Here is a 13,693-nt window from a genome sequence, read left to right as displayed (position 1 = left end):
CAACGTCGAGGAGCCTTCATATGTCATCCCCGGATGCCAACCACCCGCCGGTTCTGTTCCGGCCGGAGCACGAGGAGTTCGCGCAGTGGGTCCGCGAGTTCGCGGCACCGCACGCCGAGAGTTACCTCGTCCGCGCGCACAGCGAGGAGTTTCCGTGGGATCTCGCCGAGAAGATGGCGGCACAGGGTTTGCTCGGCCTCGGTGTGTCGGAAGAGAACGGTGGCATGGGCCGTATCGGTGACGTACTGACCAAGACCCACCTCGGCATCGCACACGAGGAGCTCGCCTACGCGAACTTCTATGCGAGCCAACTCGCCTACACGAACAATCTCACCGGCCCACTGCTGGAGAAGTTCCTCGCCCCCGAGGTCGCGGAGGGGTGGGTGCGCGGAATCGTCGAGGGCCGCCACGTGGTGGCACTCGGCCTGACCGAACCGGGCAGCGGGTCAGACGCGATGGCCATGCGCGCCAAGGCCGACAGGGTCGACGGCGGCTGGAAACTCAACGGTGAGAAGACCTCCATCACTTTCGCTCCGCACGCCAAGGCGATGATCACGTTCGTCAAAGCCCGCGGCGCTACGCCCGAAGAGTCCGGCGTCACGGCATTCCTCGTCCCCCTCGATGCACCCGGGGTGAGTATGCAAAAGTTCCCGGACGCCGGGTGGAAACCCCTCGGCCGCGCCGGGGTGTTCCTCGATGACGTCTTCGTCCCGGACGAATACGTCATCGGTGGTGTCGGCAACGGTTTCCGGCTGGTGATGAGCGAATTCGACTACACTCGTTCGGTCATCGGCCTGATGTCCACAGGCGTGGCACGCAAGGCCCTCGACCTCACGATCGAGTACGTCAAGAGCCGCAAGGCGTTCGGCAAGCCCGTCGCCTCGTTCCAGGGCGTGTCGTTCCCGATCGCGGAGAACGCGACGAAGCTCGAGGCTGCCCGCTGGCTCACCTACCGCGCCCTCTCGCTTGCCGATGCCGACAAACCGTTCACCAAGGAGGCCGCGATGACCAAGCTGTACGCCACCGACATCTCACTGCAGACCCTCCGCGACTGCGTCATCGCACACGGACACAGCGGATTCGCCGAAGAGCTTCCCCTACAGGCGATGCTGCGCGACGTTTCCGGACTCGAGATCGGCGAGGGCACCCCGCAGATCCAGAAAGTGGTCATCGCCCGCGCCCTGCTCGGGCGGGAGGCCACCTCGTGAGCGCCGCGAAGACGGGTCGCCGCGCCCTCGACGGTGTCCGTGTCGTCGACCTCACCCAGGCGCTCGCCGGGCCGTTCTGCACGTCGCTGCTTGCGGATCAGGGGGCAGACGTGGTCAAGGTGGAGCCGCCGCGCGGTGACTTCCTCCGCTACACCGGGCCCTTCGCCTCTGCTGACGAGCCCCGCGACTACGGCGGAGTATTCCAGTCGGCCAACCGCAACAAGCGGTCGCTCGTGCTGGACCTGAAGAAACCCGAAGCCAGGGACGTGCTGCTGCGGCTGATCGACGACGCGGACGTCCTCGTCGAGAACTTCAGTGCTGGTGTCATGGAACGCTTCGGACTCGACTACGACACCCTGATTGCCCGGAACCCCCGCCTGGTGTACGCGTCGATCCGTGGCTTCGGTGACAAGGCCGGCGGCGTGAGCCCGTATCGGGACTGGCCGGCGTTCGACATCGTCGCGCAGGCGATGGGTGGGTTGATGTCCATCACCGGTGCCGATTCCGATCATCCTGTACGCGTGGGTTCCGGTGTGGGGGACACTGTTCCAGGCCTGTTCGCCGCGTTCGGGATCCTCTCCGCGCTGCGCGATGCCGAACGCACGGGCCAGGGGCAGTATGTCGACGTCGCGATGGCCGACGCGGTCCTGGCGATCTCCGAGGTTGTGGTCAACACCTACGGCCATACCGGTCAGGTTCCCGGGCCGATCGGCAACCAGTTGCAGGGCTTCGCGCCGTTCGACACCGTCCGCGCCAAGGACGGCGTCGTCGCGCTCGGCGCCCCGCACAACCCGCAATGGACCAAGCTCGCCGCGGTCATGGGACAGCCGGAACTCATCGACGACCCTCGGTTCGCGACCGACCACGACCGGTGGATCAACCGTGACGCCGTCTACGAGGTGGTCAATGCCTGGACCGAACGGCACACGGTCGCCGAACTGATCGAACTGCTCGGCGGCACGGTACCGCTGGGCCCGATCCTCGACGCCGCCGACATCTTCGCCGACCCGCATTTTCGAGCCCGGGACATGCTGCCAACGGTCACCCATCCCACCAGCGGCCGCACCGTCACAGTTCCCGGCATCGCAGCCAAGCTCTCCCACACTCCCGGCGCCATCGACCGTCGCGCCCCCCTCATCGGTGAGCACACCGTCGAGATCCTCCGCGAGTCCGGTCTCGACACCGCCGACCTCACCGTCCTGGTCGACGCCGGTGCCATCGTCATCCCTTCTTCTCAGGAGCCCGTTGCATGATCATCACCAAGATCGAACTGATCCCCGTCTCGACGCCACTAATCAAACCGTTCCTGATGCCGGGAACCAGGATCACCCACATCCACTCGGTGCTCCTGAAGTTGCACACCGACGAAGGCATCGTCGGCTACGGCGATTCCGGCGACACCTCCACCTGGTATCGCGGCGAAACACAGGAATCCATGATCGCGATGATCGCGCATCACATCGCACCGGCGTTCCTCCTCGGCCAGGATCCACTCAACATCGAGAAGATCGTCGGCCAGATGGACACCTTCGTCCGCGACAACAACCAGGCCAAAGCCCTCGTCGACTTCGCGCTGCACGACCTCAAGGGCAAGGCCTTCGGGGTGCCGGTGTATCAGCTGCTCGGCGGGAAGAATGCCGACGCGTCGGTGCAGGGCTGGGTCGCGTCGGCCGGCCCCGTCGACCAGGTCGTCGCCGAGGCCGTACAGGCCCACGAGCGGGGATTTTGCCTCATCAAGCTCAAGTCCGACGGAAACGCCGACCACGATGTCGACAACGTGCGTGAGGTCCGCGCCGCACTCGGCGACTCCGCACGGATCGTGGTGGACGCGAACGGTTTCTGGAACTATGACCAAGCACTGAAGGCAATGCGCCGACTCGACCGGTACGGCATGGAGTGCATCGAGCAGCCGGTGCCGCATTGGGACATCGAAGGAATGGCCCGCCTGCGCACCCGGATCGACACCCCCGTCTTCGCCGACGAGTCCGCGCAGGAACTGCACAACATCCGGGAGATCATCGAACGCCGCGCCGCCGACGGCCTGTTCATCAAGATGCAGAAGGCGGGTGGTCTGCTCAAGGCGCAGCGCTGGCTGACCATGGCCCGCCTGGCCGATATGGCAGTCATGAGCGGCTGCATGATCGGCTCGGGCCTCGAGGCCAGCCCGTCGGCACACCTGATGATCGCCAACAACTGGGCGTCGCAGTTCACCCACGAGAACCTCGGCCCGCTGATCATCAACAACCAGTGGGAAAACGATCAACAAACGATCACCCAGGACATCGCGCGCAACGTGCCGATCTTCAAGGACGGCAAGCTCTACCCGAACGAGGGTCCGGGCTACGGCATCGAATTGAACCAGGACTTCATCGACACGCACATCACCGCCGGCAAACAGACAGTCACCATCGGCGACCTCGCGCGCGTGTAACCCCTCTGCCCGCCCCCGGCTCGGTGTGCCGCGGGCCCGTGTGTGTCGGCGGCACACCCCGAGAATGCTGTAGGAGACGCTGACGATGACCGAGCACCGCACAGGACCCTTAGTGGGACTGAAGGTCGTGGAACTGGCCGGGCTGGGCCCGGCGCCGTTCGCCGCCATGTTCCTCGCCGACCAGGGCGCCGACGTCGTGCGCATCGAACGCACCGGCGCAGGGTTCACCATGCCGATAGACACGTCGCTGGACACTCTCCAACGCGGCAAGCGAATGATCAGCGCCGACCTCAAGGACCCCGCCGGATTGGACATGGTGCTCGACCTGATCGGTAAAGCCGATGTCCTTGTCGAGGGCTACCGGCCCGGTGTGACCGAACGACTCGGTCTCGGGCCAGACGACTGCTGGCAGCGCAACCCCACGCTCGTCTACGGCCGCATGACGGGCTGGGGTCAGACCGGGCCGCTCGCGCAGCGCGCCGGCCACGACCCCACGTACCAGGCACTGGTCGGATCGTTGCACGCCATCGGCCGGGCCGGCGGACCACCGCAGCTGCCACTGAGCCTGGTCGGTGACTTCGGCGGCGGGGCGATGTATCTCGTAGCCGGGATCCTCGCCGCGTTGTGGGAGGCCAACAGATCGGGCCGCGGCCAGGTTGTCGATGCCGCGATCGTCGACGGCGTCGCGCACCTCATGGCCAACCCGTATTCGATGCTTGCCGGTGGTGCCTGGAACGATGAACGGGGGACCAACCTCATCGACACCGGCGCCCCATTCGTCGACGTCTACTCGACCTCGGACGGCAAGCATGTGGCCGTCGCGGCGCTCGAGCCACCCTTCTACACACACCTTTTGGCCGGTCTGGGATTGGACCGATCCGGCGACCTCCCTGACCAGTGGGACCGCCGACGCTGGCCGGAGCTGCGCGAGCGTTTCGCGGCCGAGTTCGCCACCCGCACCCGCGACGAGTGGACCTCGGTCTTCCGCGACACGGACGCCTGCGTCGCACCGATACTGTCGATGACCGAGGCGCCTGCAGACGAGCACCTCGTCGCGCGCGGCACGTTCCTCGATCGAAACGGAGAGCCGGAACCTGCTCCGGCACCGAGGTTCTCACGCACACCCGCAGGAATCCCGACGCCACCGCCCGTTCCGGGACAGGACGACCGAGCCGAGATCCTGGCCGCCTGGGGTCTCGGCGGGATGCCCACGTCCTCCCCGGCGACCGGCGTCACGGTCCAGAAGCCGCCAAATCCGTCTCACCCGCGGTGACCCTCACCATCGCTGAGTAGAACCGTGGAATATCAACGACTAATAACGCTTTTCACGGCATTGTGATGTGCCCCATACTTCGTGGGCCCCATCCGATCGACCTTCTGCGCCCGGAATGATCGCCCCCTCATGCCCGGCCGACGCCCACGCACGGTTCCCTCGCCCGACAACGGCGGCGACCCGCCCGCGCGACCATCACTTCGCTTCCCCTCATCCCAAGCCCCACACAAGGAGTTCTGATGGCACTTCTCGACGAATCCATCTGGCAAGGAAAGATCTTCGCCGGCGACTGGCTCCCCGGCGGGGCGGGAGAACTCAAGGTGGTCGAACCCGCCACCGGTGCCACTCTCGGCAGCGTCGGCCTCGCCGATATCGGTGACCTGGGTACCGCCGTCGACCGTGCTGTCGCCGCACAACGCGACTGGGCCGCGCGTCCGCACACCGAACGTGCCGCCATCATGCGCCGCGCCGGGGATCTGTGGCAGCAGCACACCGACGAGATCGAGCGGTGGATCATGCGCGAGTCCGGATCACTGCGTCCGAAGGCGCAACTCGAAACCCACGTGGCGGCACAGGAATGCTTCGAGGCGGCGGCGCTGCCCGGGCACGCGATCGGCGAAGTCCTGCCGAGCGAGGCACCGCGCCTGAGTATGTCCAGGCGAGTGCCGGTCGGCGTCGTCGGGGTCATTGCCCCGTTCAACTTCCCGCTCATCCTCGCCATCCGCTCCGTCGCACCGGCCCTTGCCCTCGGCAATGCTGTGGTGCTCAAACCGGATCCGCGCACCGCCGTCTGTGGCGGTGTCGCGCTCGCCCGTATCTTCGAGCAGGCCGGCCTACCCGCAGGCGTGTTGTCTGTATTGCCTGCGGGCGCCGACGTCGGTGCCGCCCTGGTCGAGGACCCGCGGGTGCCGGTCATCTCCTTCACCGGCTCCACCCAGGCCGGCCGGGCCGTCGGTGCCGCCGCGTCCGGCAACCTCAAGAAGGTGCACCTCGAGCTCGGCGGCAACTCCGCGATCATCGTCCTCGGCGACGCCGACCTCGACGCCACCGTGTCGGCCGGGGCCGCCGGGTCCTTCCTGCACCAAGGGCAGGTGTGCATGACCACCGGGCGGCACATCGTGCACGAATCCGTCTACGACGAGTACGTGGCCAAGCTGGCCGCCAAGGCGGAGGCGTTGCCGGTCGGTGATCCGGTCACCGAACAGGTCGCACTCGGCCCGATCATCGACCAGGCCCAGCTCGCGAAGATCCACGCGCTCGTCACCACCTCCGTTGACGCCGGCGCGCGCCTCGTGACGGGCGGCACCTTCGAGCAACTGTTCTACCGGCCCACCGTTCTCGCCGACATCCCCACCCACGCACCCGCGTACACCCAGGAGGTGTTCGGCCCCGTCGCCCCCGCCGTGAAGTTCTCCACGCTCGACGAGGCGGTGGCGCTGGCCACGGACACCGAGTACGGCCTGTCGCTGGGCATCTTCACCCGCGACATCGGCAAGGGCCTCGACCTCGCCGACCGGATCCCGACCGGCATCGCCCACATCAACGACCAGACCGTCGGCGACGAGGCGAACATCCCATTCGGCGGCCTCGGTGCCTCCGGCAACGGTGCCCGATTCGGCGGCCCCGCCAACAGCATCGAAGCCTTCACCGAGTCCCGCTGGATCACCGTCAGCCGCGACGTGCCCGCCTACCCCTTCTGAGCACCCGTCAGCAACCGGCCTAACATCGACTTCTTGCACAGTAAGGACCCACCATGACCCTGGCAGACCCAGGACGCGACCTCGACGCCGCGCCCGCGCAGCGGCAGAAGGACATTCGCCGCGTCGTTCTCTCGAGCTACCTCGGAAGCACCGTCGAGTTCTACGACTTCATCCTCTACGCCACCGCCTCCTCACTGGTCTTCGGCCCCGTATTCTTCGCCGATCTGAACCCCGGGGTGGCGCTCATCGCCTCCTACGCGACGTTTGCAATCGGCTACATCTCCCGCCCGCTCGGGGGGATCGTGTTCGGACACTTCGGCGACCGCGTCGGCCGCAAGAAGATGCTCATGTGGTCGATGTCGATCATGGGTATCGCGTCCTTCCTGATCGGGCTGGTCCCCGCCATCCCCACCTGGGGTGCGGTAATGCTGATCGTCCTGCGCGCGGTGCAGGGCATCGCGATCGGCGGAGAGTGGGGTGGCGCCGCCCTGATGTCGCTCGAACACGTCAAGGGCCGCAACCGCGGGTTCGCCGCCGCATTCACCAACGCCGGCGGCCCGACCGGCGCCGTGCTCGGCACCATTGCGCTCTCCCTGGTCGCGCTCATGCCCGAGGACGACTTCCTCGGCTGGGGTTGGCGCATCCCGTTCCTGTTCTCGGCGGTCCTGCTCGCTGTCGGTCTGTTCGTGAGGGCTCGCATCGCCGAGAGCCCGGTCTTCGAAGAGGCCCTGCACGCGGCCAAGGAGAGGACATCACAGGCGAAGGAATCCATTCCGCTGGTGACGATCCTGCGTGCACCGCGCACCCTGATCCTGGCCGGTCTGGTATGCACCGCGCCGTTCGTCATCCAGGCCCTGTTCTCGACATTCGTGATCACCTTCGCCGCACAGAACGGTGTCACTCGATCGCAGGGTCTCACCGCGTTCGCGGTCTGCCAATTCTTCGCCATCTTCGGCATCCTCGGCGCGGCCAAACTCTCAGACCAATTCGGCCGCAAGCCGATCATGCTGACCGGATTCACCGGCATGGTCGTGCTGGCATGGCCACTGTTTCAGCTCGCGTCCTCCGGTAACTTCCTGCTCGTCGTGCTTGCCTTCCTGATCGCATGCTCAGTGCTGCAATCGCTTACGTTCGGACCTATGCCGGCATTCCTCGCCGAACAGTTCGGCACCCGAGCCCGCTACACCGGCGCGTCCCTCGGCTACCAGATCGGCAGTCTGCTCGGTGCAGGATTTACCCCGGTCATCGTCGCCTCCCTGTTCGCCGGGTCTGGCACGATCACCAGCGTCATCGTTTATCTCGTCGCCCTGTGCGCCATGAGCGCCGTGATCCTCATTCTGTTCGTCAGCGAGAGCAAGCACGTTGACCTGAGCGCGTGACGACACTTTGGCCACGGCACGCCGGGCACCCCGATCCGGGGTGCCCGGCCAACCACCGCTACAGCGGCCTCATGATGGCCGTGGTCGAGCGCCACGTGTCCGCGCCCGCCGAGCAACACCGCCCGGACATTGACCAACCGCGAACGGCGGAGGTCGAACACTCGGTCACCCAAGCCCTACGGGGCACGAGGCAAAGATGAGTCGATCTGCCGATCGTCACCGCCTGATTCCAGCACTTTCCGAGCATGACTGGCGATCGGACGGCCAGAGCTGGAACCACCGAAAACCTGTCGCTCCCGGAAGCTTCGGTCAGGTTTGGGATTCGTGCAACGACTCTCGGCTCGCTGACCGGTTCCGTTCGGCGGATCCAGCACCGTAGAGCCTCGAGGTGCACGTTCAGCTGTGAAGTACCGGCTTCGGCTCAGACGTCCACGGCGGTTTCCTTGCGATTGGGCGCCCGTGCGATGCGGCGGGAACGACCCGGCTACCGCGAACCGGACTGGTGCAATACACACCCGCTCACGAGGATCAGCCTGTCAGGAGGCGGCCTTCGTCTGTCCTTTCATGCACGATCCGGTGGCAGTGATCGGGGCAGGGCGAGCCAGGCGAGTGCGGCGACGGTGAGGGTCTGGGTTCCGGTGTCGAGGGTGGGTTGGATGACGGGTGCGAAGTGGGGGAGTGGTTGACCGGGATGTCGTCGTCGACGCGTCCGGCGGTCTCGGCGTTGCGGTAGGTGTCGGGGTCGATGCCGCCGATGCCCCAGTACGTGGAGGGGGCGCCGAGGGCGGTGGGGATGTCGCTGAAGTCCTCACTTGCGGTCTGCAGGGGGAGGTCGAAGGTCCGGTCGCCGCCGAAGTGGTCGTCGAATGCGCCGCCCGCGCGGTGGTGGCAGGGTCGTTGTCGGTGGCGGGGAAGTGGTCGACGACGTCGAAGTCGGGATCCTTGGGTGACCTGGAGGCCTGGCATTCGGCGGTGACGATGCGGCGGATGGCATCGAGGATGGACGCCTGAGACGTGCAGCAGCGCAGCAGGATCCTTCGCCCCACCTCGCCGACTCATCTCCTGCAGACACGGTGGAGGGTGACACCGTGCGGATGGGCAACCCGGACATGTGGACTGCGAAGCACACGTACCGTCACCACCACCGGTTGCGGCGCGCGCCGATCACCGCGCGCTGCCGGTGGCGTCCGGGGCGACGAGTACTGAGATGGGTGCCAGAGGCGGTGCGGCGGCAGCGATCAAGGCGGGGGCGGTGGCGGTCCGCCCCGGCGCCGTCCGGTGGGTCCGGGGCAGGAGTCAGATGTTCGACGAGTCTGGTGGGAATGTGCCCGGTGGCAGGGATGATCCGGTGGGGCCGGGGATGGTCGGGCAGGAGAGTCCGAGGGTGAACGCGGTCATCGACAGAGAACCGTATGCGTAGCCGTCGACCAGAATATCGACGCCGGGGTGCGCGGACTGGTCCGCGAGCCCCGCGAGGTAGAGGGCGGGAATGAAATGATCCGGCGTGGGTACGGCCTTGGCGAAGTCACGGTGGGCGTCGAGCGAGGCGAATTCGGTGGGGTCGGTCAGCATGGCGGCCTTGGCATCGTCGTTGAAGCGCCGGGCCCAGTCGTATCCGTCATCGGCGAGTCTCCAGTTCATGCTCCGCAGGTTGTGGACGACGTTGCCGCTGGCCACCACGAGCACACCGCGCTCGCGCAGAGGGGCCAGTTTGGCGCCGAGCCCCAGGTGGTAGTCCAGGGGTTTGTCGGCGTTGATGCTCAGCTGCACGACGGGGATGGTGGCGTCGGGGAAGGCGTGCACGAGTACGGACCAGGTGCCGTGGTCGATGCCCCAGCTGTCGAGGTCGGCGCCCACCCAGGTGGGGTGGACGACGTCGCTGATCTCGGTGGCCAGTTCGGGCAGCCCGGGTGCGGGGTATTGCACGTCGAACAGTTCGTTGGGAAAACCGTAGAAGTCGTGAATGGTCCGCGGGCGGGGCATGGCGGTGACGGCGGTCGCGTTGATGTACCAGTGCGCGCTGACGACCAGGATGGCGCGGGGGCGGGGCACCGCATTTCCGAACGCCTTCCATGCTGCGGTGTAACGATTGACGTCCAACGCGTTCATCGGGTTGCCGTGGCCGATGAACGCGGCCGGCATGACAGATGTCGAACCCCTGGTGGTCTCTGTACTCACGGTCGTGGCCTTCCTCGTGGGGTTCGGTGCGCACGGTAATGGTGGTGTCGGCAGGAAGTGAGGATGGCGCGATCGTACGCGCACGCGACGGTTTCGGCATGGTCTTCTCGCTGACCCAGACCGCGCTGGCTCGCACGGTGGCGGTGAATGTCACCGTCGAACTCGACAAGGAGAGCCGGGCACCGTTCTTCCGGAAACAGTGTGCGATGGGCTGGGTGACCGGGCGTCAGAACTTTGTAATGCCCTATCACCCAAAGGATTCCATCGATGTTCTATCGCCCCTGGGCGAGGCGTACGGCTCGGGGTAACGATGGACGGCGCGGGGGAGACGGCGCATCGATTCGGAACCGTCATCGCGACGTCACACCGGCGACTATCCTGCTTGACCGACTACGGCGAGCCCGAGTTCACCGACTGCGGGATCGGGCACGTCGTGGGCAGGCTTCGCGACCGCCACCGGCATCCTCACCGGATCAGCGGACTACACCCCGCCTGAGGTGCTCGACGGCGGTCTGTGCACCCGGCCGTCGACATCTATTCCCTGGACGCCACCCTGTTCGGTGCCCTTACCAGTGTCGCCGCGTTTGAACGTCGAGACGGTGAGCAAGTGGTCACGCAGTTCCCGCGGCTCACCACACGGGAGGTGCCAGATCTGTGTGAGCGCGAGGATCCCCGACGCTGTGTCAGCGACGATCGCCCGTCGGCGACCGATTCTACGGCGCGACGGTACAGTAGAGTACGCGACAGGGGAATTTCTGATTTCCCGGCGATCTCGCCCACACCGGACACTCGTCTCGGTGATCGAGTACATGAGTGAGCCGCGCCGCATACGGGTGTCGGGCAATAGCCCTCGCGCGGAGCTGCGCCAGGGCCGGCCGGGGGCTGCCGCCCAACGTGATACCGACAAGTAAGGACCCGCAGTGAAAATTGAGCATGATGCCATACACGGACGACTCTTCTCCGACCCGCAGGCGGAGGCCGACTGTGTGAACAGCAATCCCACACGAGAACTCATCGACCCGTTAACCCGCCTTCCCGGACCGGAGCGGAAGACCGGTGAGGAGATTCACCGCGCACTCTTCAGCACGCAGTAGCCTCCTGCGGCCCGCTTGTGGAGGCCCATACAGCCCCCGACTCGGCAACGCTGCGCTGACAGGCGCGCGATTTCCCGCAAGCCCGATGTGGGTGACGAGATCTGCGACCCCCGGGCGAAAATATGTCGCCGTTGATATTCAGGTCTCCGGACACATGAGCGCGCACAAGACCCAGTTCGTTCGGCGACCGCAAGACACGGTGTAGTGCTCGATGACTCCGAAATGCCACCTACGCTGCATATTCGGGCGGTCCCGCTTCGAAGCCATCCTCACCCCGGAACATGGATTGGCAATGGAACGCTCGTCAAATCCTCGAGCGTAGCCGACGCACGATTCTCCGCCGACGAGGTTCATATCCAAAACATGACCCGGCAGCCGTTACGGGGGCGCCCTCTGCACGTTCGATCTCGGCGGTGAGCGATCGGCAGCGCCGAATCCGAATCGTCACAGGCGCTCGTCGGCCTGCCTGACAGAATCAAGGTATGGCTAAGTATCTGTGGGACGCGACGATTGACAGCACCTTCCAAGGTCGAGGGTAGAACCCGCAATGCTGGGCATTCTCGCGTTCGTGCTCTTGGCGATTGCCGTCATCATCGTCGTCCATCTCGTTGCCGACAAGACGGGGTTACCTGCTGCGGCGCTCCTGACACTTGCAGGACTTGCGGGGGCGGCGTTGCCGATACCCGGTATCGAGCTGGAGCCGGAGGTGATTTTGACCTTCGTCATACCCCCGCTGCTCTACAGCGCAGCACTGAACTCCTCACTGCTCGCCATCCGTAAGAATCTTCGCTCGGTGTTCAGCTTGTCCGTGGCGTTGATTGTTGCCACCGCGGTGCTGGCAGGTGTGGGCATCGATCTGCTGATACCTGGTGTGAGCCTTGCAGCCGGCATCGCGTTCGGCGCTGCGGTTGCTCCGCCGGATCCGGTGGCTGCACTCGCGGTGGGCAGGCGGGCTGGGTTGCACCCGAAGATCATCACCCTTGTCGAAGGGGAAGGCCTGCTCAACGACGCGACTGCACTGACGATGTTCAGTGTGGCCGTCGCTGCCGCGACCAGCGGCGGTTTCTCGCTCGGCCATGCCGGTGGTCTGTTTCTGCTGGCGGGGATCGGCGGAGTCGTTGTGGGGGCAGTCGTGGCGTTCGCCGTTCGGCTGGTGCGTTCGGTGGTCCGAGAACCGTTGATGCTCAACTCGATTTCGTTGGCAACGCCGTTTGCTGCGTACCTGTTGGGGGAGCAGTTGCACGCCTCGGGAGTGCTGGCAGTGGTGGTGGCTGGCCTGCTCGTGGGGCATGACACACCCCGCGCGGTCTCGGGCGCGAGTCGCCTGCAGACCGGTGCGGTATGGCGGCTGGTCGATTTCTTGCTCGAGGGGTTCGTATTCCTGTTGATCGGTGAGCAGCTGCCGACGATCTTGACCGGACTCGACGCCTACGCCACCGGCACGATCGTCGTCGCGTCCGTGGTGAGTGTAGGAATCGTTCTGCTGCTCCGGCCGCTGTGGCTGACGTTGACCGAATACCTACCGCGACGACTGCACATGCGCCTGGGTGCAGAGGGCGCCGACGGCAGTCGGCGCTTGAGCGGCAAAGAGGTGTTGGTGCTCAGCTGGGCCGGCACCCGAGGCGTCATCACGCTTGCTGCCATCTTTTCCCTGCCCCTGGTCACGTCGACGGGAGCGCCGTTCCCAGGCCGCGATCTGCTGCAGTTCTGTGCCTTCGTGATCGTGCTCGTGACATTGGTGGGCCAGGGAATGACGTTCGGCCCGCTGGTCCGGGCGACGGGCTTGCAGGCCGACGCCGCCGACGAGGCGCGGCTGCGGAACGAAGCGCGCGCCGCATCGGTGAACGCGGCGCTGGCGGGACTGGACCAGATCGCTCACGACGAGGGACTCGAGCCGGGCGTCACCAACGCATTGCGAACGAGCTTGGAACAACGCGCCGCCCGATACCGACGTCGGCTCGAGGCACTGCAGGATTCCGCGGACGGCACGATCGTGCTGTCGCCGGCTTTGGAGTCGGCACTGAGTGCACGCCATCTGGTCATCGACGCCCAGCGCGAAGAACTGCTGCGCTGGCGCGATGCCGGTCGACTACCCGACGCCAGCCTGCGCATCCTCGAACGCGAACTCGATCACGAGGAGTATGCCCTGGGGACAGGAGCGGGCCCGCGATGAGCGAACCGGAGGTTCCTCCTCGATATCTTCGGCGGCGTTCGACGTCAGATCCGCCATGTGGCGATCGGTGGTGACCTGCATCCGAGCGAATGCCCGCCAAGGAGTTCGGTGCTCGGGATCACCCGCATGCCACCCCACGTTTCGAGCAGGGTGATCTGTTCGGATTCGGCGATGTAGCAGTTCCTGGACGGTCCGGCGAGGTCGAAGCGGCCGTGACCGGTGCTGCCGAACCACCACAATCCGAAACCGGCGCCACG

9 protein-coding genes and 1 pseudogene are annotated in these 13,693 nt (G+C 65.9%); 8 read left to right on the top strand and 2 right to left on the bottom strand.

From position 1 onward, the window contains the following. Window positions 1–20 precede the first annotated feature (20 nt). From H0B43_RS01515 to H0B43_RS01490, 6 genes are all read left to right on the top strand, one after another. Window positions 21–1,208 (top strand): acyl-CoA dehydrogenase family protein, encoded by a 1,188-nt coding sequence (locus tag H0B43_RS01515; RefSeq protein ID WP_185729603.1) that lies wholly within the window; start codon window positions 21–23, stop codon window positions 1,206–1,208. Next, window positions 1,205–2,461, top strand: a complete 1,257-nt coding sequence (locus tag H0B43_RS01510) for a CaiB/BaiF CoA-transferase family protein (RefSeq protein ID WP_185729604.1) — start codon at window positions 1,205–1,207, stop codon at window positions 2,459–2,461. Before H0B43_RS01515 ends, H0B43_RS01510 begins: the two co-directional genes overlap by 4 nt. Next, window positions 2,458–3,639, top strand: coding sequence for a mandelate racemase/muconate lactonizing enzyme family protein (locus tag H0B43_RS01505; protein ID WP_185729605.1), 1,182 nt, complete (start codon window positions 2,458–2,460; stop codon window positions 3,637–3,639). The genes H0B43_RS01510 and H0B43_RS01505 overlap by 4 nt, the downstream gene beginning before the upstream one ends. An 85-nt stretch (window positions 3,640–3,724) precedes the next feature. Further along, window positions 3,725–4,912 carry a CaiB/BaiF CoA-transferase family protein gene (locus H0B43_RS01500; RefSeq protein WP_185729606.1) on the top strand — a complete coding sequence of 396 codons (1,188 nt, stop codon included), beginning with the start codon at window positions 3,725–3,727 and terminating at the stop codon, window positions 4,910–4,912. Between the two features lie 239 nt (window positions 4,913–5,151). Next, window positions 5,152–6,612 carry a benzaldehyde dehydrogenase gene (locus tag H0B43_RS01495; RefSeq protein ID WP_185729607.1) on the top strand — a complete coding sequence of 487 codons (1,461 nt, stop codon included), beginning with the start codon at window positions 5,152–5,154 and terminating at the stop codon, window positions 6,610–6,612. Between the two features lie 53 nt (window positions 6,613–6,665). Continuing rightward, entirely contained in the window at window positions 6,666–7,991 is a 1,326-nt protein-coding gene (locus H0B43_RS01490; RefSeq protein WP_185729608.1) for an MFS transporter, read from the top strand. Window positions 7,992–8,553: 562 nt separating this feature from the next. Here the strand turns inward: H0B43_RS01490 and H0B43_RS41235 are convergent. Then, window positions 8,554–8,992, bottom strand: a pseudogene (locus H0B43_RS41235) (amidohydrolase); the annotation flags it as partial. 295 nt (window positions 8,993–9,287) lie between these two features. Then, on the bottom strand, window positions 9,288–10,133 hold the full coding sequence (gene ygiD, locus H0B43_RS01480) for a 4,5-DOPA dioxygenase extradiol (RefSeq protein WP_185730148.1): 846 nt from the start codon (window positions 10,131–10,133) through the stop codon (window positions 9,288–9,290). A gap of 74 nt (window positions 10,134–10,207) precedes the next feature. On the opposite strand from ygiD, the gene H0B43_RS42765 reads away from it, so the two are divergent. Both H0B43_RS42765 and H0B43_RS01470 read left to right on the top strand, forming a co-directional pair. Beyond that, window positions 10,208–10,477, top strand: a complete 270-nt coding sequence (locus H0B43_RS42765) for a hypothetical protein (protein ID WP_185729610.1) — start codon at window positions 10,208–10,210, stop codon at window positions 10,475–10,477. A 1,333-nt stretch (window positions 10,478–11,810) separates the two neighbouring features. After that, window positions 11,811–13,436 (top strand): Na+/H+ antiporter, encoded by a 1,626-nt coding sequence (locus H0B43_RS01470; RefSeq protein WP_185729611.1) that lies wholly within the window; start codon window positions 11,811–11,813, stop codon window positions 13,434–13,436. Window positions 13,437–13,693 lie beyond the last annotated feature (257 nt).

The organism is Rhodococcus sp. 4CII, from assembly GCF_014256275.1.
GTDB classification, from domain to species: Bacteria; Actinomycetota; Actinomycetes; order Mycobacteriales; family Mycobacteriaceae; genus Rhodococcus_F; species Rhodococcus_F wratislaviensis_A.
This window is presented reverse-complemented; position numbering and strand designations above follow the sequence as displayed.

Excerpts from the sequence above, each read along its gene's own strand:
- H0B43_RS01500 (WP_185729606.1), top strand. The coding sequence starts at position 3,725 with ATGACCGAGCACCGCACAGGACCCTTAGTGGGACTGAAGGTCGTGGAA.
- H0B43_RS01515 (WP_185729603.1), top strand. The coding sequence starts at position 21 with ATGTCATCCCCGGATGCCAACCACCCGCCGGTTCTGTTCCGGCCGGAG.
- H0B43_RS01495 (WP_185729607.1), top strand. The coding sequence starts at position 5,152 with ATGGCACTTCTCGACGAATCCATCTGGCAAGGAAAGATCTTCGCCGGC.
- H0B43_RS42765 (WP_185729610.1), top strand. The coding sequence starts at position 10,208 with ATGGTGGTGTCGGCAGGAAGTGAGGATGGCGCGATCGTACGCGCACGC.
- H0B43_RS01490 (WP_185729608.1), top strand. The coding sequence starts at position 6,666 with ATGACCCTGGCAGACCCAGGACGCGACCTCGACGCCGCGCCCGCGCAG.
- H0B43_RS01470 (WP_185729611.1), top strand. The coding sequence starts at position 11,811 with ATGCTGGGCATTCTCGCGTTCGTGCTCTTGGCGATTGCCGTCATCATC.
- ygiD (WP_185730148.1), bottom strand. The coding sequence starts at position 10,133 with ATGCCGGCCGCGTTCATCGGCCACGGCAACCCGATGAACGCGTTGGAC.
- H0B43_RS01505 (WP_185729605.1), top strand. The coding sequence starts at position 2,458 with ATGATCATCACCAAGATCGAACTGATCCCCGTCTCGACGCCACTAATC.